Origin of the sequence: Paenibacillus sp. FSL R5-192 (assembly GCF_000517845.1) — a bacterium.
Lineage (GTDB): Bacteria > Bacillota > Bacilli > Paenibacillales > Paenibacillaceae > Paenibacillus > Paenibacillus amylolyticus.
This window is the reverse complement of sequence record NZ_ASPR01000011.1, coordinates 55,363-78,487: the sequence shown is the minus strand read 5'-3', so window position 1 is coordinate 78,487 and position 23,125 is coordinate 55,363. Positions and strand designations below refer to the sequence as shown.

Genomic DNA, 23,125 nt, shown 5'->3' with positions numbered 1-23,125 from the left:
ATTGTTACTGCTAAAAAGGCAAAACCTAAACGTTGAATAATGATAAGCTTTTCTGCTTTGTCATTATTCAGTGTTTAGGTTTTTTTTTAACCTTCATTACACATAAAAGGAGCAAAACACAATGGATAAACAACAATTGTCCAAGGATATTTTGAAGCTTGTTGGTGGCGAAGAGAATATTGATCAAGTCACACACTGTATGACAAGACTCAGATTTAACCTGAATGACAACCAAAAAGCGGACAAAGCGACGCTAAAAAATACACCAGGCGTTATGGGCGTGATGGAGAACGGTGGACAGTTCCAGGTTATCATCGGTAACGATGTGCCTATCGTGTATAACGCACTCGTTGGCAACATGTCCAAATCACCAAACGCAGATAATGCAACCTCAAGCGCTTCAACTGGGGAGAAGAAAAAGAGAAATCCAATAAGTGCGCTGTTCGACTTCATCTCAGGTATGTTTACACCAATCCTGCCTGCAATTACGGGTGCAGGTATGATCAAAGGTATCGTGGCCATCTTTGTCGCACTTGGGTGGTTGTCCGACACTAGTTCAACCTATATCATTTTGTCGGCGATTGGTGACGGTGCATTCTACTTCCTGCCAATCATTCTGGCAATTAGTGCTGCACGTAAGTTGGGAAGTAATATGTATATTGCCGCGGCGCTTGCTGCGGGCATTATGCACCCGACCATTACAGCATTGCTGGCCGATGGTCACAACTCATCATTTATGGGGATTACAGTCATAGCGGCAACGTATTCTTCTACAGTTATTCCTATTGTTCTAGCAGTTTGGATTGCTTCATATGTAGAGAAAGCCGTTGATCGTGTAACACATGCTTCACTTAAACTCTTGGTGGTTCCAACAGTAACCCTGTTAATTATGGTTCCACTGACGTTGATGACAGTAGGTCCATTGGGTACGGTTCTTGGTAATGGTTTGTCCGGTGGTATTTCATGGTTGTTCGACAACATGTCCATCTTCGCAAGTATCTTGATTGGTGGTACGATGTCACTGCTGATCATTACAGGTATGCACTATGCGTTGCTGCCAATCGTTGTTGGTTCAATGACAACACTGGGTTACGACTTTATCATTCCACTGATGTTTGCAGCTAACTTGGCACAAGGGGGCGCAGCATTTGGTGTAGGTCTCAGATCGAGAAATAGCAAAACCAAATCCCTCGCGTATTCCACAGGTCTTACGGCTATCATGGGGATTACAGAACCAGCGATGTATGGTATCAACATGAAGTTCAAAAAACCGTTTATTGCAGCCCTTATCGGGGGAGCGATTGCCGGTGGGTTCATGGGTATCTTCAATGTTAAATCGTACGTTATTACAGGACTTGCAGGTCTGCCGAGTGTGGCAGCATTTATCAGTCCAGCAATTAGCACACTGCTCTATGCTCTGGCTGGTGGTTTGATTGCCATCGTAGCTGCGGCAGTACTGACGTACATTCTTGGGTTCCAAGAAGAAAATGCATCGGAGCCAGTAGCTGCACCAGCAGCTGAGCCGGCAACACCAGCAGCAACAACTTCTGCTGCTGTAACTGAAGAAGCAAAAGCGCAAGATGAGCAAGTATTCAGCCCGATCACAGGTGAAGTTAAACCGCTGAGCGAAGTGCCAGACCCTGCGTTCTCTGAAGAGATTATGGGTAAAGGATTCGCGATTCAACCATCTGAAGGCCGCGTCGTATCTCCGATCAACGGAACCGTGTTCTCGTTATCGAAGAGTGGACATGCCATTGGTCTGGTAAGTGATACAGGCGCAGAAATGTTGATTCATATCGGGATTGATACCGTGAAGTTGAAAGGTCAGTTCTTCTCTCCTAAAGTTCAAGCAGGTGCAAAGGTATCTGTAGGTGATGTACTGATGGAGTTTGACCGGGAACAGATCGAAAAAGCCGGTTACACAACGATTACACCAGTCATTATTACAAACATGCATCAGTATGAGTCCATTGAGTCTGCTGGTCGCACTACGATCAAAGAAAAAGACTTGTTGTTCACAGCTAAAGCTTAACCATAAAAATGAAACAGCAGCTTCACCGGAATGTAATCCGGTAAAGCTGCTGTTTTTTGCTTATAGCCTTTTACACCACGGGAAGCATTCCCTGAACCAGTTGTACAAAGTGTTGTGCAGGCTTGGACAGATAACGGTTCTGCAACCAGACCAGCGCCGAGCCAACCGTGGAATGCTGATCCTGGATACGATATACGTGGAATGGGTGCTCGTGATATAGCTGTAGTACCGTGTGAGGCACGATGGAACTGGCGAAGCCGAGTCGGACCAGCTCGAGCAACATATTAATGTCTGAGCACTCACCCATGATGGAGGGGGTAACCTGATGCTCCCGGAACTTGTCCAGAATCAACTCGAACATGCCGAGTCCCTCTGTACTTGGAAGCAGTAGGGGGATACCTGTAAGCTGCTCAAAATAAGTCCCCATCTCCACTCCTGGTCCCATCTCTGTCGGACTATCAAGCGGTGTTGAAGAAATATAGAAAAGGGGCTCCTGTGGCAGATGCAGCACCTCATAACGTTCAGTCTGTACAGGCATGCGTACACAGGCAAGTTCAACTTTGCCATCTTCCAGCAATCGGCATAATTGCGCAGATTCATTTTGTTGAATTTTATAGGTAACCTGTGGATGGGTGGTGCGAAACTGTTGCAGTGCTTGCGGGATCAGGCGATCTGATATGGTATTGATGCCGATGGCGAGTTTGCCCCGTATGCCGTGACGGAAACTTTGCATCTCCATTACAGCTTCCTCCATATATTTGGTCAAGGTAACTGCATAATCATAGAAGCTGCGACCCGCCTGCGTTAGCTCCATCATACGCCCTTTGCGTTCAAACAAAATTACGCCAAGCTCTTCCTCCATTAACTTAAGCTGCTGACTTAAGGGTGGCTGAGCCATGTGAAGTCTTCGGGCTGCTGCTGTAATCTGTTTCTCCTCAGCAATGGCAATGAAATAGCGACATTGTTTGATATCCAAGTGGTTGTTCTCCTTCGCCTGCAATGTATATGTAATTCGTATGGAAAGGCAACAAAACATGTATTTTTAATATACTACGATCTTATGTTACCATACATTAGATTTGCATACCTGACTAACAGGGTTTGGTTTCTATATGAATATTACTGCATGAGAAAGACCTTGAATTGGAGGATAAAACAACGTGGTTAGAACAATACATGATGCTGCTCAAGCGGGCCATACCGATGAGGTCATTCGATTTATCACACAACAGGGTAGCCGGTTGAATGAACGGGATGCATTGGGGCGAACACCTCTGCTGGCTGCGGTGCACGGTAACAAGATAGACACGGCAAGGATGTTAGTGGACGCCGGAGCCGACATTAATCTTCGGGATGCACGATTGGACAACCTGCTGTTATACGCGAGTGCTGAGGGTATGTATGACATGGTCGAATTGGCGATCACAGCAGGTGCAGATACGAGGTTAACGAATCGTTTTGGCGGCACAGCCCTTATCCCAGCAGCGGATCGGGGCCATGTGGACATTGTGGAGCTTCTGCTGACACGCAGTGATGTGGATGTGAACCATATCAACAACCTGGGGTGGACAGCCTTGCTGGAAGCGGTCATTTTGGGAGATGGTGGGCCGCGTCACCAGCAGATTGTTGCCTTGCTTTTGCAATATGGTGCAGATCCAAAGATCGCGGATCGGGACGGGATTACACCGCTTGCACATGCGAGCCGGAATCGGTATGCCGAGATGGAACGACTACTAACCCAAGCCTGAAGAGACTTATACATTTATGAAACAGAACAGTGAAAGGATATTCCAAACGAATGAACAGACATCAAGAGCATTTTTTACAAAAGAATATGAAGGACGTATCTTCACTGATTTTGGCAGGTATACAGTGGTTTTTCTTCCTGTTTACCAATACCGTTGTTGTTCCGCTATCCATTGGACATAATTTTCATCTGTCTCCGGATGCCATCGCTGCCTCCATGCAGCACGCATTTATCCTTACCGGAGCAGTGTGCATTCTTCAAGCCGTATTTGGTCATCGATATGCGATTATGGATGGTCCGTCAGGGTTATGGTGGGGATTGACGCTAAGTTTGACGGTATCTGCTTCATCGGCCGGTATGAGTCTGGAGCGTATTGGCGGTGGGTTGGCTGCAGGTTTTCTGTTAGCGGGACTAACGATGGTGATTCTGGGCTGGCTGGGAGCAGCGCAAGTGCTGCAAAAGCTGTTCACACCTATGGTGAAGAGTGCCATGTTGTTTCTAATGACGATTCAATTAACGATGAATTTTTTCAAAGGTATGATTGGATATACGGAGTTTGGTCGTTTCAATCTGCCTGTTGCCGCATTGTCCGTTGTCATTGCATTTTTAGTGGCATGGATTCAATTAAAGGGTAGGGGGAAGCTGGGGAACTACGCGATCCTGATTGGGATTGTGGCAGGATGGATCGCTTATAGTCTATTGTTTCCTGGACAACATGGCGGACAGCCTAATCAGGCCCCGGCTGGTCTCGAACTGTTTCCGTGGGGAGCACCCAGATGGGAAGCGGGTATTGTCATTACTGCATTTTTCGTAGGACTGGTGAACATGACGAATTCGATCACCACATTAAGCACAGTTGAGAAACTATACCGGACAGAAACAACAAGCCGTCAGTATAGGCATTCCTATGCACTAACGGGTCTGTTCACGATGTTGTCAGCCTGTGTAGGTGTGCTGCCCTTTGGTTTATTTGCATCATCGATCGGATTCCTGGAGAGTACTCGCATTCTGCGTCGTGCTGCCTTGATAATTGGAGCGGGCATGTTGTGTGTGATAGGTCTTACACCTTCAGTGACAGCATTTTTTGCACAAATACCACCAAGCGTCGGCAGTGCGGTTTTGTTCGTGGCTTATCTTCAGATGTTCGGCACGGCACTAAGAACGCTTGAAGGTACAACGTTTAATTCTAAAACGATCTATCGTGTAGCGCTGCCGGTCCTCACGGGAGTTGCAGTCATGAATATTCCTGCTGAGGCCTTTCAAACCTTGCCCATGTACCTCATTCCGATCATAAGTAATGGTCTCGTCATTGGGGTATTGGTCTCACTGGTTCTTGAAAAAACCGTGAACTGGTCCAAAATGGAACAACCAGCGACAGTAAGTAAAGCGGCATAAAGAGTTTCACTTGCGACAGTCCAATTTGATTGGGCTGTTTTTTTGTTTTTTGTTATCAGGCTATATGGCTATTTCACGATAATTTTGCCTTGTCCTGCAAGCATTCGCATCTCTCTAGATAGACGGTCCTGGTTCCCATCCTGCATTTCGAGTTGAACACCATAGTGCCATGAGGTATTTTTTTCTTGACCCCAACGGAGAGTGCCTTCCATATATAGAGGGTCTTCAAAGAGCAGCATATTCATTCCAATCCGAATATCGTTATTCTCTACAGGAAGGGATAGCGGAAATGACAGCTGACAGCCGGATCGACTGATATCGCAGAGTTCGGCCTGAATGGGTTTGGCTGGTGCGTTAACCCCGTTGATGCTGAGAATATAGATCTCAAAGTGGATCGGTTCCTTCAATGTGTAGCGAAAGGGTTCTTTTCTATTGTTAATTGACATGGCTTGGCTTCCTCCATCAGGTTCAAAAAAAGTCAGTTATGCTTATATCGACCATTTGGAGCGAGAAATGAAGAGTTGCGCAAGCAGAGATGGTCCATGGGTTCCTTTTACACGTGTATCAGGCTTGATATAATGATGGAATATATTTCTGAGGTCAGACTTGGATCAGACAGAAGGGACGGATGAATATGAGAGGAACATTTCAAATGGTTACAGATACGGCAACATTGTGCCTGTATGATCTGGCAGCGTTAAAACATCGGCTTGAGGATACTTCGGACTGGTGGTCCATTTCAGTGGATGAGCTGGCTGAGGTGAATGCAGGTCATTGTCTGTTCTTGAATCTGGGTGCGGATGGAGTGTATGAGGTGGAATGGAGCCTGGAGGATGTAGAGGAGGATTCAGATCCAGATCACGGAGCGGAACGGGAAAAGGTGTATCATCTGCAAGTTCCGTCTGGGCACGTCTATCTGGGAGCGGCGGATGATGTCACTGGGGGTGAATTGGAGCCGGATGAGACGTGTGAAGGGGTTCTATTACAGTTAAAGCCGGGAAATTATGCGTGTATCGTCTCCAGAGAAGCCAGTCGGATCACCATTGTCATGACACCAAGTATTCAGGGAAATAACACGCTGGATGAATTAATCCGGATATAGTGTACATATACGAACAGGAGGGATTCACGTGCAGGATTGGAACGAGATAACGATGATGAATGCAGATGCCCTACGTAAACAAATGAGAATACTCGCTGCTTTGGATATCATCTTTTCGGAGGAAGAATGGTTACGCGTACATCATTATGAAGATAAACTTCAGCCAGGTGTGGCATGGGGAAACATCAATAACGGCGCAGGTGATCATCTGCATGTATTGTTTACGAACTCAGGCACGTTGATCAAAGGATTTGATCATGAGTCACCCTTGAGCCCACATGCTCGTGAGGACGGAGAAATCTATCCGGGCATGTATGATGAAGTGCCGGAGGCCTTGATGGCTGTACTGCGAGATCATGAGGAAACGTTGGATCTGGAGGATGTGACCTTTTGCCTATGGCAGGAAGGGAACGACTTGCCATGGAAGGTTGGTAACTGGATTCAGCTGGCGATGGCCGAGGAAGGCAAAGCGGACGCCAGAGGTGGCGCAGAATTTTTGCTGGGATATTTGGAAAAGAACCCGGAAGATTACGTTGATTGGGCCAAAGGGTACTATGACTTGCCGGATCTGCCGTTGGAAGCCGTAGCTGAAGTATGTGAAGGAAAACCGGTGACCGCCAGACTGATTAAGCAGTTGTGTCCTGAGCGAGATGTGGCAGCCACACTGGGTGAGTTGCAGCAACGCGGGTACGCCGTGGAACAAACGTAATGGAGTAGCAAAGGAGGGAAGTAGGCCATGTACAATGTACAACTGGAACGTATGCGTGAAAAGTTGATCACTCTCCGAAGTCTGGACCCGGATCTGGAGCTGTTTGGCGCAGAAAACCATGAATATGAAATGGCACCTGTATGGACACAGAAGGATATTGCGCAATTTGAACAGAAATGGCGAATTGAGTTGCCGGAGGACTATAAGCTATGGCTTCTTCATATGGGAACGGCTGGTGCAGGACCTTATTATGGTCTGGAAAACCCGGATGATGGCGTATACGCTGTGCTTGGTTATGATGATGAGCTGAATGCGATCTCGGACCCTTTCCAATTCACGGAAGCATGGAACTGGAACTATGACTGGTTCGATGATAGCAAGGAAGAAGAGGAATGGGAAGCGCTGGAACATGAATATTTTGATCCAAAATGGTCGGCAGGCATGCTACGCATCAGTGATTTTGGTTGTGGCATCTCCATGAATCTGGTTGTTAAGGGGGCCTCCTACGGAGAGATCTGGGTTGATGACCGGGCTAACCGCAATGGAATCTATCCTGATCAGTATTGGGGCAATACGAATCGATTACATTTTCTGGACTGGTATGAGTTGTGGTTGGATCGTTCAATCCATCAAATGCATGAACAAAAGCAACAATCTGGAGCGAACGAAGTCTGAAGGAGGTTGTACATATGGGCTGGGAATATGGGATTAGAACAACGGAGCCTGCGATTTTACCTGAAGTTGTGAAGCGTTTGGCAAGTTCATTAAAATTTACCGAAGTGTATAGTTTGGAACACCAAGCCAACGGCTTTGTATTGAAACGTGAAGATCCTTCCTGGCCTAGAGCCCTTGAAGTGTGGATAGAAAAAGCTTCCGGGATGGAAGAGATTGTGGATGGGGATTCGTATATCTACTGTTTGTTTCATATCTGGGGTGAAGAGGCGCGGAGCTGGATGCATCAGATGGAGCAAGAAACCAGGCGGGTTGATGGTGGTTTAATCTGGTTTGAACTCTGATGGGTAGAAGATTTGCCTGAAACAGGAGGAGCATATGGCTAAAAAATCAAAGAGAACAATTCCTGCGCTCATGTATCAGTATCAAGGTCCACAGCGGAATATGGGTTTTGTTTTATCCCCTTTATACATAGAAGAATCGGTTGAAGTAGAGATGGAAGACATGCTGTTCATATATAATGAAGACTTTGACTATATTCGTCCCGCATTGGATCGCACATTTCCCTTAACTGACCCGCGAACTGGAGAAGAGATGAAGGCACTTGATCCCTGCTGGGAGAATCCGATTACGAAGGAAGTGTGGGTGGGGATTTTATCAGAGCTGGATCAACAGGTGGTTGCAGAGCCAGAATTACGGATTTTTTTGAATCGGTTCACCACTTGGGTGAGAAATCATCTGCAATTGGCCGACGGGATCGAAGTCACCGGCAATTTGTAAGTTAGTTGATCTTGAATTGTTCATGCGTGTACGTAATTCAGTATATCGGCAGACGAAGTCCTATGTAATCAAGCTCCCTCATGATGATGGCGGAGCTTTTTTTGATGAACAAATATTAAAAACCGTTTGCTTCACTCACCCGTCTTATACCACAGAAAGAGAGAGAGAAGGAGGGATGCGGGGTGGAAACAAAAGCAGAGATGAACCAGAGGATCTATGTACAGACCGAAGACGAGACGGCATTTGTGCAATCTATTATGGAACATCAAGATACGCTCATTTCTATTGCCTACAGTTATCTGCGTAACCAGCAAGATGCGCTGGAAGCGGTACAGGAGATGACGTGCCGAGCTTGGATCAAACGTCGTACGCTGAATAATGAGAAGGCGTTCAAGTCGTGGATCATTCGGATTCTCATCTATGTCTGCATCGATGAACAGAGGCGCCGCAAGCGGGCAACACCTCTGGCGAAGGAGGATATGGAGGACAGCATTCCGGCGTCTTGGATGATTAGCGTTGACGATAATCGAATCGCTATGGAATCTCTTTTGCAAAAGGTGAAACCGAAATATCGCCATGTATTATTGCTGAAATATTATAACGACATGACACTGACGGATATTGCCTCCATCCTCGGCAAACCGGAAGGGACGATCAAGACCTGGCAGCACAAGGGACTCCAGCAGTTGCGCAAGTTGATGAGGAATAGGAGGGATTGGCATGACCACTAACCCGGAGGAGAAAGCACTTCTTGCAGATGCATATCAGGTGAAAAGAGAGAAACAGCAATGGAATCCGGCGGATACGACTGTTGCGATTCAACGTGGTCTCGCGAAGGGCAGAACAAAACGATCAGGTAGGACCGTTCATATCAAATGGATTACGGCAGTGCTGGTCACGGCCCTGGCCGCGGGTTGGTTTCTCTTAGGTCCGCTTGGGAGTTATGGTCAAGAGCAGGCAACATATACTGAGCCTGTAACCCATTGGGGAGTGCTAGAGCCCTTTCGTGGCCTGCTAACTTCGGATATGGACCGTGCTACGATTACTTCAACGCTCAATCATGGTTATGTGCAACTTGTGGATCGGACGGTTACATCGGGCATATATCAGTTTACCGTGAATGCGGTTATGGCAGATGAGAACAGGATAACCGTATTGTATACCGCCAAGACGGATGCTTCGCAAGAGATTTATTCGATAGTCAATACCAAGATGACGGATGCAAGAACAGGTTATGTCCTTGATAACGGAAATATAGGAGGTATACATTTTTCGAAGGATAAGCATACCATTTATGGCCGGAATACAATTGAGCGTAATCGAAATAAACCGCTGCCTGAGCAAGTGAATCTTCAGTTCCAGCTTTCTTCCGTTGTTCCAGATGTGGTGGAATATTCAGAAAACGGGGAAAAGGAACGGAAGTATCAATATTCCCAAAAAATGAATCTTTCTTTTGCGCTGGATCCTAAATTCTCTATCCCCAAAACGGAAATCCTCAACGTTAATCGTACGTTTACCGTTGGGGGTTATGAAGTTATGTTGTCAGAAGTGGAATTATCACCGCTTGTTACTCGGGTTAGATTTGTTTTTGAGCCGGAGCAAGAGATCGATTACAAAACGAAGTTGTCGATCAGTGAAGTCGTTCAGCCTCTTGAGATTGTAACTACCACTAAAAACGGGAAACAGACCAAGTTATCCATGGTAGGCGGGAGCGGAACGGAAGACGGAATGATGTATTCTTTCAGTAGCAATCTGTTGGACCATCCGGAGTCCATGGTATTAAAACTTCGTGGTAAACCAGATAAGGTCTATGATGATTTGCAGGAAGCCAAGAAGGATGAACTGGAAATCAAAATCAAATAAGATGAACTAACTGGCAATACTCTTATTCAGATTAGGTGGATGTTAGTGAAAGCAGAGAAGGGATGTCCCTCAAGGTTGTAAGCCTTGTGAGACATCCCTTCTTAAATAAGAAAAGCTGCTGATCTTATACAGTTAGTATATCTACTCCCAGAGCTGGAAGAGTCAACTTCTGATCCAATCTCTCGTTAGTCAACAAGCTGCGATAAGGAACGTCCAGCGTAATCTCTCGTTGCTCATTCGTCAGATTGATCAGAAACAGGAAGTTTTGCTCCCCCTTCGTTCGAATCGACAGCTCGACACCTTCCGGCAACTGGATTTTGGGCGCCAAATCCTTTTCCTTCAGTATGCCTTCAAACAACTGATAGAAATACGATGGCTCCGGCCAAGTGCCGACATAATACACTTCACCTTCACCAAACTTATTGACAGTAACTGCCGGTACACCCTCGTAAAAGTCGTTGTCATACCAGGCGATCGGCTCTGCACCTCGCAGTTCCAGTAGATCACACCATTGCTTCGCAGCGAAAGTCTTGCCCTCCGCGTTCCGTATCCGATGCTCACTGTTGCCGATGGCATCATATTCACTTACGACAACACCCGCCGCTTCACCCAGTAGCCCTGGCAGAGGCAGCATCTCACATACATTCCTCATGTTCTTCACGCCAGTCCGATTGGTAAGGACAACCGTACCACCCTTGGCTGCGAATCGCTCCAGCCGCTGTGCTACTTCTTCACTTAACAGGAAGAGGGAAGGGACAATGACCAGCTTGTACCCATCGAGCTCCTCAGTCCAGTTGATAACGTCTGTACCGACGCCCATTTTCAGAAATGCATTATGCATAGAGGACAAGTTGTCTATATAGTGCATTCCCCCTTCCGCCTGCGGCTGAAGGGAAAGCGCCGTATGCTGATCATGCGAATGCAGAATCGCAACCTGAGTAACAATGGTTGAGTCGGCCAAGAGTTCTCCTAACTGGTTCACCTCGCGAGTAAGCTCCGCGAACTCCCTGAACCTGCGTCCAGGAACATTGCTGTGGTCGATCAGCCCATGCCAGAACTGTTCCGCTCCGACGGTTGCACTCCGCCAGCGGAAATGGACGACCATATCCGCACCGCGGGCGATTGTCTGCCAGGAGCGAGCTCGGATCAGTCCAGGATACGGGGTGCGCTGAATCGGCATCCAGGCGCCCTGCGCTCCGCTGAGCTGTTCCATTACCCAGAAATTCCGGCGTTTGATGCCGCGAACCAAGTCCAGCGTAAGCGCTCCGTTCCTCGGAAACCGATCGCCATAATCGCGATACAGCTCATTCGGATAATAATCAACAGAGACGAAGTCCAATTCGTTGTGCATATCATAATAGTCCAGGCTATTCGGATATTGCCACATGTTATGCGTCACGAATTGATCTGGACAGTTACGGCGTAAAATCTCAAGCTGCCATCCCAGCAGATAGCCTACGCTGTCAGAACAAAACCGCTTGTACTCGAGAAGATAGGAAGGATTCATCGGTTTGCTGGCACCGAGTGGCGTTGTTACCTCAGCCCAGCTGCTGTACTCACCACTCCAGACGACCGTACCCCACTCCCGGTTCAACTCCTCCAGATTGGAATAACGCTTTTGCAGCCAAGCGACAAACGAACGATTACATGTATCACAATGGCATTCCTGGTAGTGCATCTCGTTATCGATTTGCCAGCCAATAACGGCGGGATGCTTACCGTAGCGCTGTGATATCGCTTCCACAAATTTGGAGCCCAGCATTCTCAAGGAAGGGCTGTTGTTGCAACGATGTCCACGCACACCTGGCCGAATGATGTGGCGTTGTTCATCCATGGGCAGCACATCCGGATACCGGGTTGTCATCCAGTTTGGCGGGGTATTGGTGGGAGTGCATAACACAATTTCCATACCACGCGAAGCGAATACTTCTATAGCCGCATCCAGCCATTCAAACTGATAATTACCCTCAGTCGGTTCCATTCGGCTCCAGGCGAACTCCGCCATTCGCACAACTGCAACCCCCGTCTGTTGCATAAGTATGGCATCTTTCTCCCATAACTCCGGGGTCCATTGCTCTGGATAATAATCAATTCCGATCTTAATTGTCATCCTGCGATCTCCTTTATTTATCAATATATTGCGATTATATGTTATATTAATTCGAGTGAATATCTTAAAAAATTAATATCATATAACAATATTAAGATCAGGAGAGTTAGTCGTATGCCTCATCCCAATCGTAATTTTCCAGTTTTATCTGCCCGAGACAAACTGCTCCCTTTTTATTTGCTTGGCATCGGCCTGCATCATGAACAGGAGCATATCCGCCGAGACCAAGGCATTGAGGATTATCAGTGGATACAATGTTGCAGCGGTGTGGGCAAGCTCAAGCTAAGTGAAACGGATCATATCGTCAAGCCAGGTATGGGCATGCTGTTGTTCCCTGGGCAGAAGCACGAATACTATGCGCTATCCGACAGTTGGGAAGTCGACTGGATCATTTTTGATGGCAACGGGTCAGCAAACTTATTTGAAACCGTGGGCATTGTCGACACATGTGTATACACGCTTGCACAACCTGAATATCTTCTATCCCGAATGCGGGAGCTGCTGCAAGCTGCCTTAACACCACAAGAGCAGACATTAAGCAATTACGCCTGCTCCGCTGTCCTCTATACCTTATTGACAGAGATTATTCAACGCGTATCTGTCGAGGGCAGCGATACCGTCGGGCAGCAGTATGAGCGAATAAAGCCGGTTCTGGACTATATTGAACAACATTATGCTGAAGAGATTACTTTGCCAACGCTGGCTGGATTGATCTGTGTCACACCAGAATATTTCTGTCATTTGTTTAAGAAGACGACAGGTATTCGTCCCATCAGCTATGTTAATCAGGTAAGAGTCAACAAGAGCAAGGAACTGCTGCTCGATAATGTGCAGCACGGGATGGAGGATATTGCTCGTCAAGTCGGCTTCGAATCTACGAGCTATTATGGAGCCATCTTCAAGAAGCTGGAACGAATCACACCTGGCGCCTTCCGCCGCAGCTATCAGAAGTCGTAACATATTATTATCCGCAAGCGAATGGTTTTTCTTCAGAGGCCTTAGGAACTGATCCGAGGGCGGATCAGTTCCAAGTTGTATCACATAGTACTCGTTAATAGAGCCGCTAATTAGCGGCTCTATTTTGTGTGAACGAATGGCCTGGTTTTACGTTTTTTCACTATATCTGATCTGCTGTTGCATAAAAATGATAATTGTTGTCTTTTTGCAATTTTTATATTGTCACAGCCAAAGTTACACGATATAATCGAGTTGTCTTTGAGGATAATATTATAAAGGATGGTGAAATTTTGAAGAAATTTTCGATGCTTTTACTCGCTGTAACTCTATTGTTGCTAACTGTCTCCACAGCCCCGTCTACATATGGTGCGGCCAGTTATCCAAACACAGGTACGAATGGGTTGACTGGTTTTGCAGGCAGTGCCAAGAATGAAAATGGTGTATCCAAGTCAGCTACGACAGGTGGCAAGAACGGTCAGGTGGTTTACGTTAGTAATCTCAATGACTTGAGAACACATATGGCAGGCTCTACAGCCAAAATTGTCGTTGTTGAACAGAATATTTCTTCCTCTACACTGCAAAAGGTTGAATTTGGAGCGAACAAGACACTTGTAGGTTCCTTTGGCAAACATACATTAACGAATATTCATTTCAGATCCACAAGTAGTTCAAGCAATGTGATTTTTCAGAATCTGACTTTTGAACACGCTTCCAATATTAATGCCAATGATGATATCCAGATGTATATCACTTCAGGCTCCAATTACTGGATTGATCATGTGACGTTTGCTGGTCACAGTTACAGCTCTGGCGGTAGTGATCTGGACAAACTTCTGTATATTGGCGATCGCGCCGACTATATTACGATTAGCAATTCCAAATTTGCGAACCATAAGTATGGCGTCATCCTCGGTCATCCAAATGATGGTAACAGCAGTTACAATGGAGTACCTCATGTGACGATGTCCAACAATTACTTCGAAAATTTATATGTACGTGGTCCTGGGCTTTTAAGATATGGTTACTTCCATCTCAAAAACAATTATGCAAACAACTTTAATCAGGCCATCACAATTGGTGAAAAAGCACGGATTTATTCCGAAAACAACTACTTTGGTGCTGGCGCTGAAAAGGGAGGCATCCTGGATGACAAAGGAAAAGGTGAGTTTACGGATACGGGCAGTACACCAGCGCTTAATAGTCCGATTTCTCCTAAAACGAACTGGAGACCAAGCTCCAATTACAGTTATCAGGTAGAAAGTGCCAGCTACGCGCGTGAGTTCGTCACCAAGTATGCAGGCTCCTCCAATACAACACTTGTATTCGGAAAGTAAGAGCTGCTACACATCGATTCATGACCAAAAAGGCCTGTCTTGTGCGTCACAACGCATAAGACAGGCCTTTTTTTATTTGTAAAATGATATGCTTACATATCATTTTACATTTCATATTCATTTTAAATGTTGAATACCGATATACATAAAGTAGCGCTGGTTTCATACTTATGAAGTTAATATGTACTATGCTAAGGCGCTGCGTATTTGCGATTTGCACATAAGCAGGACCAAAGACTACTAGATGTAGTACAGAAAGGCCCTACAACTTACATTTAACCTACATAAAAGGACGGGGTATGCATGGATCGTATGGACGAAATTATTTGGAAAAGGAACAAATTAATCGGTATCATTTTGTGGATTATTATTGCCATTGGTATGGGGCTGGCCTTTACGATGCCGAAGTTACTTGTGTCCAATGGAGTAGCTCTAGTCTTTGTAGTTTGGATTACATACGCTAATGCGAAAAAGAAACATATTCATCTCATTCCATGGCTGATTACCGTATTACTAACAATATGTGGAGTCTATGTCGGTTGGGGAACGGTCAATTTTGCGTTAAGTTTGGTCATAACCGCAGTTCTACTGTTATTTCCTAACAAGAAATTTTTTGTGGTTGGATTTTCGGTATTACTAGTCAACAGTGTTCTTCAATTATTTGTTATGAATACCGTTGACTCTGTTGAGCTAATAGGTAATATCGTAAATGTGGGACTATTCGCTCTCACGGGGGCCATTCTGATGCTGGTCTCCCAGCTGAATCAAAGGCTCTTCCATGAAAGTGAAGTACGCCAGAATGAGGTGGAGCATTCTAAGCAAAGAGTGGAAACCATGCTGGAGCGTGTGAAGGAATCGGTCGAAGGTCTATCACGTTATACAGATCAATTGAAGCAAAAAGTAAATGCGACTGGTTCTATCACCAATGAGGTGACGCTTGGGTTCAGTGAGGTTGCAAAAGGTGTTGAGTTCCAGGCGACCAGTGTGGCCGAGATCTCGGAATCCTTATCTGTATCGGATCAGCATATCAAGGACGTTGCTTCGTATTCGCAGCAGATGAAAGAGTTGTCCGCAAGTATGGCAACGAGCACGCAAACTGGAAGCACACAGATGGACCAGCTAAACATCCAGATGCAAGATCTATATGAAACGATCAATACAACTGCAAATGACATGCGAAAGTTCAACGAGGAAAGTGAATCCATGACGCTTATGCTGAACAGCATAGCGGATATTGCGAGTCAGACCAACCTGCTCGCGCTTAATGCAGCCATTGAAGCCGCTCGTGCGGGTGAGCATGGACGTGGGTTTGCTGTTGTATCAGAGGAAGTTCGCAAGTTGGCAGAGAACTCAGGTCAGTCCGCAAGTGATATCGGAACCATCCTGTCTCGATTAAAAGGACAGACGCAGGCACTGACAGATCGATTCGAACGTATTCGTCTATCTTTACAACAAGGAAGAGATAGCGTCCATACAGCAGAGGAAGTATTCCGTACGATCAACAGCAACTCTCAGCATGTGTTGAATCAAGCGACAGATATCGAGACTAGTTCGGCTACAATGAAGGAATCTTCCACCAGAGTTGTGAATGAAGTTTCCGAAATTTCGAGTGTAACGGAGCAATCCAGTGCAGCGACAGAAGAGATTCTGGCGAGCATGGAAGAACAACGTAACCTGACACAGAAGATGGTAGAGAGCTTTGGAGAATTGGAGCAACTGATTGTAGACCTGAATGAGTTAGTCTCGGATCATCAGGCTTCTTCCGTTGAGAATAAACTTTAATATTAATAGTTGAGGGCCTGTCGGTACGTATTTAGCGTACTATACGGGCTTTTTTCATCTGGAATACAGCTTGATGCCGACATTTTTTTCCTATACAGTGATGTGTAGAGTATGAAGAGCGTAGAACTGAAACTGTAAATGGTAGTTAAAAGAAGATGTAACCTCATGGGGGAGTAGAAGGTTGAAGGATAAAGGAATGAAAGATAGATTGGACTGTGATGACAGTACATATGAGGTTAGGAATGATAATAGGGCTGCACGCGTACGTTTTTATGATCAGCAATCGTTCAATGACATGGACTGGCCCGATACGGAGGATGGCAGATATGCCAGAGTCTATCTGGAACCTATGATGCTAGACGGGACCCAAAGCTTTATGTCCAACGTGGAAACGACATTGTTGCTCGCCCGAATTGATGATCTCGTTATTCCGCTGACGGTGAATGATACAGAGTATGATAATGCTTACGTTTGTTCGCCATATACGCATTATGTGAGTTACGCCAAGCAAGAATTGACCATGTTGCAGAAGCCTGTGTTGGAAAAAGGTCTTTCTGTGCTGCTCAGTCTAATAGGTTGGGGAATGAAGCAATCGCAAATCAACAAAGTTGTGCATGTGAACAACTGGTTGTTGTCCACCAATCTGTATCCAGCCATGTCCGGTGAACAAGCAGAATGTTTGCTTACAGCGGTACAAGAGCGATACCCTGAACATGTCATTGTGTTTCGCTCTTTGTGCCCTGGACTTCATCCCGATCTGACGGTGAGGCTAACGGAAGTGGGGTGTCGACTAATTCCGAGCCGACAAATCTACCTGTACCATGCGCATGATCCGAATTTTGGCAACTCGAAGTCACGTTGGCTGTTGAAGCGGGATTACGAATTATTGGGCAAGCATGGATACGAATTCGTTTCCGAATTAGATATGACGGATGCAGATATTCCGCGAATTGTGGAATTGTACAAGCTGTTATACCTTGAAAAGTACTCCTATCACAATCCGCAATTCACTGAGCGGTTCATTGCTGCTGCGATGGTATCAGGAACACTCAGACTCTATGGACTGCGGAAGGAAGGGTGCCTGGACGCGGTGATGGGTTATTTCTGCCGAAATGGAATCATGACAACGCCGCTGTTTGGTTACGACACAGCGGTGCCCCAATCCGTCGGACTATACCGCATGTTATCAGCTTGTCTGATCGGACAGGCTCGCGAAAACGGGCATCTGTTACATGAGAGCGCCGGGGCTGCGCAGTTCAAACGCAATCGCGGTGCTGTGGCGGATTTTGAATATTCCGCTGTGTATGAGCGCCACCTTTCGTGGGGCAGACGCTGGTGCTGGCTGCTGCTTGATCGGTTGTTGAATCGCGTAGGTGTGCCGCTGATGCGCCGCATGAAGCTGTAGACAGACATAAAGCTTACCGATACCACACCATTTTGGGGTATTGTGTGCATGTATGCAGTTTTAGCTTCACACATGCACACACAACTGGTCATCGTGATAAGCACATTTGTGCGCAGTTGCCTAATTAGACATGCTCTGAGAGTTGCACCTCGAAGCCATCTGGATCTGTAATGTAAATAAACCGCAGATGCGGATTGGGCTGGATGGGGCCACGCACAATCGGAATATTCAGTTCTGCCAGTCGTTCCATGGCTTCATCCAGCGAGTTCACCTCATAGCCGATCGACACGCCGGCCTCTGGTTTAAGAATGGATTCACTGCCCTCAATCAGTTCCAGCTTGGCTTCATTTTCCATGCCCAGCATGGCAATCTGTCGTCCACGGCTTTCGAATCTGCGCTGAATGGGAAGTCCGAGCATGTTGTGGTAGAACCCGAGCGAAGCTTCCAAATTACTGACCCTCAGCGTGATCCAGTTTAATTTGATCAACATGGGTGAATCTCTCCTTTTTCTTGCATGATATGTATTTTTGTTACGTTCATTATACGATAGGCGCTAGCAGGAACCTACTCCTTAATAATAAACAGTAAAATAGCTGCCGAAATATTCGGCAGCCAAATGGTGTAATCTCCTGTAGTCCTAGTATTTCTAACGAATTATTGAATCAGATCAACGGCCGTTTGTGGTACAAATGCCTCTACACCGTTATAAACAATGACACCCTCCAAAGTTGTCTTTTTGCCGTTCACCAGTGCAATATTTTTGTAGATTTGCAGTTCCAGTTTGGTGTTACCTTTTGAAACGAGGATCTTCGGATTTTTGGCGTCCGTCAGGTCCAGTTTGTATGTCGCGCCTTTGGCTGTAAATGCCTGTTTGGCAGGTACAAACAATTGTTTGCTCACGCTGTCAAGATCCAGATCCAGTACTCGTGCCATATATTTGGCGACATCCGTGTTATCAATCACACCGAATGGACGGTCATTGTTCGGAGCATACGTGTACAGCACAACATCTCCACCTGTATGACCACCGGTTGTCCAGCCAATCCCTGCACGTTTGCTGATCATTGGACCGATTGCATAGTTAAGACTGCCTGGCTCGGCCGCTTTAATGGTGGCAATCTCTTCGGAAGTCAGGTCGGTAATGCCATAGTATTGTTTCATCACTGCTTTGATGTTTGTACGCTTGGCATTCAGCTTCGCTTCAACGCCCTCGCCTGTCAGTTTGGCCTTTTTCAAAGGTCCGATAAATGTGGACAACGGCTCTTTATCGTATGTGCCGCTAGTTGCGTTGTTACCAATGGTGAGTCCACCATTACCGTGGTCCGTAACAGCCACAACGGCAGTCTCTCCATCCGCTTTGGCAAAATCCATGGCTACCTTTACGGCATCATCAAAAGCCAGCACGTCACTGATAATACCAATCGGATCATTGGCATGAGCTGCCCAGTCGACTTTACTGCCTTCGACCATCAGGAAAAAGCCATCTTTATCTTTGGACAGAACTTCAATGGCTTTGGATGTCATCTCGGCAAGGCTTGGCTGTTTTGCAGGATCACGGTCCATATTATAAGCCATGCCCGCTGGCGCGAACATACCCCATAGCTTGTTCGAATCGGATGCTTTCATTGCAGCTGGTGTAGTGACGTAATCGTAACCCAGTGCCTTGATAGACGAAACCAGATTCTCGCCGTCTTTACGTCCGGCTGGCTCAAGGTATTTGCTGCCTCCACCCAACACAACGTCCATACCATTGTAGACTTGTTGTTTGCTGAGTGCATCGTAGTTTTTACGGTCCGGATAGTGAGAGGAGAAGTCCGCTGGTGTGGCGTGCATAATCTCGGATGTAGCGATAATGCCGGTTGCTTTACCCGCCAGTTTGGAAGCTTCCAGTACAGAAGCGATCGGTTTTCTTTCGTCTCCAGGCGCAATAGCCTTTTGCCCAGGCATGGTAGCCTTGTCCGGCAGTACACCAACAAATCCGGTATGAGATTTATAACCTGTAGCAAAAGCAGTTCCGGCAGGGGCCGAGTCCGCAATCGGCGCATCGGCGGAGTGTGTCCGAACCATGCCACTTGCCATGGAGTCCAGCGTCAGGGACGAGCCCTTATACCAACGAGCCAGAGCGGTAGCATCGTTAGCCATACCGTCAGGAATCAGAATAATCACATTTTTAATCGGTGATGCAGATGTCGTTGAGGTGGTATCTTCCACAGCCCACGCTGCACTGCTTCCTCCGAGTGTAGCCGTAACAATTGTTGTCACCGCGAGCATCATTTTGGCTGCACGGACATTAAACCGGTTTAACATGAATGCATCCTCCTAGAATATATGTATATTGGTATCCCAAACCAAGTGTATACAACAATTGCTAAACTAACGTATGAAATGGGTTAACTATATGTAAAATTTACGATTAGTGAAGGATGCTGGAATTCCGGTGAACTGGACAAAGTGAGGAGTCGACGAATTAAGAGACAGTTCAAAGATCATATAGTGACGATTAAAAAAAGATATTGCGAACGCTTACATTATGTGCTAACATCACCATAACAACAGGATTGTAACCGTGTTCAGGGCAATACCTGTGTCAGTTCATTCGTTGGTTGTTTGTTCATCAAACGATTGATTGCGTTTACATTTTCATATGGAATGAACCTCATTCCTCAGGGTTGTTACTGATTGCAGGCAAAACCTGAATTGAGGGCAGTAGACCACGCTAAAGCGATGTCTGTTTGCCTTCGGTTCAGGTTTTTTTATATAAAAAAATGCCTGATGGCATGACCGTAAGCGCCGTAGCAGATATTTCAAGCAGAAAGGAGCGCAGCAGATTTAATTTTTCATAAAAATAGATATAGACTCATCCAGACATTGGAATACTGATTCTTAGATACGCATTTCAACTGAACATTTCCAATGAACTTATCCCATCACACACTATTCGACAGCGAGGAGATTTATGACATGAAAACCATTAAACGTTCGATTGCCGTAGCAACTATTCTGGGGTTATGTGTATCCGCTCTACCAGCTTATGCAGCAGGCAATAAAGGACCTTCTTCTTCTGCAGCGATGGACAAGCTGATCCAATCCGAGCTTATTCGCGGCAGCGGTCAAGGTGTTAATGCAGCTTATCTGAACAAAAAGGCAACACGCATTCAGGCCGCAGTACTTTACTTGCGTTTGTCCGGATTGGAGAAAGAAGCACTCGCTTATCAGGGATCGGAAACGTACGACGATGCGGCTCAGGCAGGCAAAGTATTGCAACCGGTCGTTGGTTACTTGAAGCAGCATCCGTATGTGTCTGAGATCGTAACAGGAACAGATAAGTTTGAACCTAATGCACCACTTACAGCGGAAGGGTATGCCGAAATGCTTCTGAAGGTGCTTGGATATGAAGCAGGTACGGATTATGAGCAGGGAGCGGCTTCCACCTATGCGGCTGGGAAAGGAATCATGGCGCTTCAAGGGAAGGGAGCGAGTCAACTTACCAACCGCCTGATGGCAGAGGCAACCGCACAGGCTTTGCAGATACAGCTCAAGAATGGCAGTGGAACCTTGGAGCAGAGTTGGTTGAAACATAAAGAAGCTGGGGCGTTCAAACCTCAAACGGTGCAACAGACCAAGTATGGCGCGATTGATGGCAAAACCTATGAGCAATATGGCACACTCGGCTGGCTCGGTGTTCCTTACGCGGCACCTCCGGTAGGGGAACTGCGCTGGAAAGCCCCGCAAGAACCAGAAGCATGGACAGGAACCAGATCGGCTAAGGAATTTGCAGCGAACAGCTTGCAGATCTCCGGCAAGACTACAGCAGGAAGCGAGGATTCGCTGTATCTCAATATCTGGCGTCCCGACACAACCAGTTCGAAACTTCCGGTTATGGTGTTCCTGCACGGCGGCGGGAATATGACCGGATCAGGCAAAGATTTTCAGGGTGAACAGCTTGCACGGAGCACCAACAGCATCATCATTTCCGTGAATTACCGTTTGGGAGCCCTTGGATTCTTCGAGAATGCAGCACTGAAAACAGGCAATGCCCTGGATGACTCAGGTAACTATGGTCTGCTTGACGCATTCCGTGCATTGGAGTGGGTGCAGGATAATATCGAAGGCTTTGGCGGAGATACAGGCAATGTTACATTAGCCGGACAATCTGCTGGTGCACGTGATGTGCTGGCAACTCTGATCTCTCCACTTAGCAAAGGATTGTATCAAAAAGCAGTTGCTTTCAGCGGAGGATTGACGACAGCATCACCGGAAGAAGGCGAGCAAAAATCCGAGGATGTGCTTGTGAAGCTACTCGTGCAAGAGGGGAAAGCGGCTAATGCAGAAGAAGCAAAAGCATGGATTGGCAAGCAATCTCAGGCACAGCTGGAGAGCTATCTGCGTGCACTGCCTGCGGACAAGTTGGTCACTGCGTTTGGCGCAACGGCAATCCGTATGGACCCATTCCCGCATCTGTTCCGGGATGGCACAGTGATTCCAAAAGAAGGATTTGACGCCATCAATAATGGAAATTATAAGAAAGTTCCTGTATTGCTCGGCAGCCTGGAAACAGAGTTCTCCGGATTTGCCTTCGGTGATCCAAACTTCTCTCCATCCATCACGGATGAGACTCTGTTTACCGATAAAACCAAGGCGGAGCAATATGCTGCTGCGTTGAAATACGGTAGCGAAGCTTATGCAGGCTTTAATGCAGAGCGTGTAGCGGAGCAATTGACCAGTGAAGCAGGTCAGCCACCGGTATATGCGTATCGTTTTGCATGGGGCACACAACCTGGGGTCATCTCTGAGCGTTTGCTCACGTTACTGGGCGCACCACATGGTGCCGATATGGACTTCTATACAGGACACGCAGACGGAATTGCTGCCTATTTCCCTGATGGGTACTTTAGCGATACAAACAAACCAGGACGTGATCAGTTGTCCGCCGCGATGGCAGCATATCTGAAGCAGTTCCTGTACACAGGCAATCCAGGCACGGGTGGATCACCTGATCTAGCGGCATGGACACCTTGGACGAAAGATGCTCAAGCCCCAATCATGCGTCTGGATGCTAGCAATACAACGGCAGAGATTGGCATGTCCACACAATATAATCAAGGCAAAGACGCCGTTATGGCAAAGATGAAAAAAGAATTGCCTGAAGAAACGTATAAACTGTTGACGGAAAAAGTGTTCGCAGGGCGTTTCTTCTGGGAATAAGGATCACCGGATAGGAAGGTATATATAGATAA

20 protein-coding genes are annotated in these 23,125 nt (G+C 46.6%); 15 read left to right on the top strand and 5 right to left on the bottom strand.

The features are described 5' to 3' along the window. Window positions 1-121: 121 nt before the first annotated feature. On the top strand, window positions 122-2,032 hold the full coding sequence (locus tag C161_RS05870) for a beta-glucoside-specific PTS transporter subunit IIABC (RefSeq protein WP_036668683.1): 1,911 nt from the start codon (window positions 122-124) through the stop codon (window positions 2,030-2,032). A gap of 70 nt (window positions 2,033-2,102) precedes the next feature. On the opposite strand, the gene C161_RS05865 is transcribed toward C161_RS05870, so the two are convergent. Then, window positions 2,103-3,008, bottom strand: a complete 906-nt coding sequence (locus C161_RS05865; protein ID WP_036668680.1) for a LysR family transcriptional regulator — start codon at window positions 3,006-3,008, stop codon at window positions 2,103-2,105. A gap of 184 nt (window positions 3,009-3,192) precedes the next feature. On the opposite strand from C161_RS05865, the gene C161_RS05860 reads away from it, so the two are divergent. Together C161_RS05860 and C161_RS05855 are read left to right on the top strand one after the other, a co-directional pair. After that, entirely contained in the window at window positions 3,193-3,780 is a 588-nt protein-coding gene (locus tag C161_RS05860) for an ankyrin repeat domain-containing protein (RefSeq protein WP_036668679.1), read from the top strand. 50 nt (window positions 3,781-3,830) lie between these two features. Then, on the top strand, window positions 3,831-5,174 hold the full coding sequence (locus tag C161_RS05855; RefSeq protein WP_235193742.1) for a uracil/xanthine transporter: 1,344 nt from the start codon (window positions 3,831-3,833) through the stop codon (window positions 5,172-5,174). 68 nt (window positions 5,175-5,242) lie between these two features. Here the strand turns inward: C161_RS05855 and C161_RS05850 are convergent, their stop codons facing one another. Beyond that, entirely contained in the window at window positions 5,243-5,620 is a 378-nt protein-coding gene (locus tag C161_RS05850) for a PilZ domain-containing protein (protein ID WP_036617371.1), read from the bottom strand. Between the two features lie 188 nt (window positions 5,621-5,808). Here C161_RS05850 and C161_RS05845 point away from each other — a divergent pair, with 188 nt between their 5' ends. The 7 genes from C161_RS05845 (at window position 5,809) to C161_RS05815 (ending at window position 10,300) form a co-directional block, all read left to right on the top strand. After that, window positions 5,809-6,276 carry a DUF6386 family protein gene (locus tag C161_RS05845; protein ID WP_235193741.1) on the top strand — a complete coding sequence of 156 codons (468 nt, stop codon included), beginning with the start codon at window positions 5,809-5,811 and terminating at the stop codon, window positions 6,274-6,276. A gap of 28 nt (window positions 6,277-6,304) precedes the next feature. Then, complete coding sequence (locus tag C161_RS05840; RefSeq protein ID WP_084650051.1) at window positions 6,305-6,985, top strand: hypothetical protein; 681 nt, start codon at window positions 6,305-6,307, stop codon at window positions 6,983-6,985. A gap of 27 nt (window positions 6,986-7,012) precedes the next feature. Further along, complete coding sequence (locus tag C161_RS05835; RefSeq protein ID WP_036668676.1) at window positions 7,013-7,660, top strand: SMI1/KNR4 family protein; 648 nt, start codon at window positions 7,013-7,015, stop codon at window positions 7,658-7,660. 14 nt (window positions 7,661-7,674) lie between these two features. Continuing rightward, entirely contained in the window at window positions 7,675-8,001 is a 327-nt protein-coding gene (locus C161_RS05830) for a hypothetical protein (protein ID WP_036668673.1), read from the top strand. A gap of 34 nt (window positions 8,002-8,035) precedes the next feature. Further along, a complete protein-coding gene (locus tag C161_RS05825) occupies window positions 8,036-8,437 on the top strand; it encodes a hypothetical protein (protein WP_036668671.1) in 402 nt (133 codons plus the stop codon). Window positions 8,438-8,619: 182 nt separating this feature from the next. Next, complete coding sequence (locus tag C161_RS05820; protein ID WP_307720268.1) at window positions 8,620-9,168, top strand: sigma-70 family RNA polymerase sigma factor; 549 nt, start codon at window positions 8,620-8,622, stop codon at window positions 9,166-9,168. After that, window positions 9,158-10,300: a DUF4179 domain-containing protein gene (locus C161_RS05815; protein ID WP_036668669.1), complete on the top strand. Its 1,143-nt coding sequence runs from the start codon at window positions 9,158-9,160 to the stop codon at window positions 10,298-10,300. The genes C161_RS05820 and C161_RS05815 overlap by 11 nt, the downstream gene beginning before the upstream one ends. Before the next feature lie 124 nt (window positions 10,301-10,424). On the opposite strand, the gene C161_RS05810 is transcribed toward C161_RS05815, so the two are convergent. Further along, complete coding sequence (locus C161_RS05810) at window positions 10,425-12,410, bottom strand: beta-galactosidase (RefSeq protein WP_084650049.1); 1,986 nt, start codon at window positions 12,408-12,410, stop codon at window positions 10,425-10,427. A gap of 114 nt (window positions 12,411-12,524) precedes the next feature. On the opposite strand from C161_RS05810, the gene C161_RS05805 reads away from it, so the two are divergent. The 4 genes from C161_RS05805 to C161_RS05790 all read left to right on the top strand — a co-directional run bounded on the left by C161_RS05805 (window position 12,525) and on the right by C161_RS05790 (window position 17,888). Continuing rightward, the gene (locus C161_RS05805) at window positions 12,525-13,367 is read left to right on the top strand and encodes an AraC family transcriptional regulator (RefSeq protein ID WP_036668667.1); all 843 of its coding nucleotides are present in this window, start codon (window positions 12,525-12,527) and stop codon (window positions 13,365-13,367) included. Window positions 13,368-13,657: 290 nt separating this feature from the next. Continuing rightward, entirely contained in the window at window positions 13,658-14,701 is a 1,044-nt protein-coding gene (locus tag C161_RS05800) for a pectate lyase family protein (RefSeq protein ID WP_036668666.1), read from the top strand. 303 nt (window positions 14,702-15,004) lie between these two features. Beyond that, on the top strand, window positions 15,005-16,483 hold the full coding sequence (locus C161_RS05795) for a methyl-accepting chemotaxis protein (RefSeq protein ID WP_036668665.1): 1,479 nt from the start codon (window positions 15,005-15,007) through the stop codon (window positions 16,481-16,483). A gap of 196 nt (window positions 16,484-16,679) precedes the next feature. Next, window positions 16,680-17,888, top strand: coding sequence for a GNAT family N-acetyltransferase (locus C161_RS05790; RefSeq protein ID WP_235193740.1), 1,209 nt, complete (start codon window positions 16,680-16,682; stop codon window positions 17,886-17,888). Between the two features lie 124 nt (window positions 17,889-18,012). Here C161_RS05790 and C161_RS05785 read toward each other — a convergent pair whose 3' ends face one another. Further along, window positions 18,013-18,378 (bottom strand): VOC family protein, encoded by a 366-nt coding sequence (locus C161_RS05785; protein WP_036668661.1) that lies wholly within the window; start codon window positions 18,376-18,378, stop codon window positions 18,013-18,015. 164 nt (window positions 18,379-18,542) lie between these two features. After that, complete coding sequence (locus tag C161_RS05780) at window positions 18,543-20,195, bottom strand: alkaline phosphatase (protein ID WP_036668659.1); 1,653 nt, start codon at window positions 20,193-20,195, stop codon at window positions 18,543-18,545. 654 nt (window positions 20,196-20,849) lie between these two features. On the opposite strand from C161_RS05780, the gene C161_RS05775 reads away from it, so the two are divergent. After that, complete coding sequence (locus C161_RS05775) at window positions 20,850-23,093, top strand: carboxylesterase/lipase family protein (protein WP_036668657.1); 2,244 nt, start codon at window positions 20,850-20,852, stop codon at window positions 23,091-23,093. Window positions 23,094-23,125 lie beyond the last annotated feature (32 nt).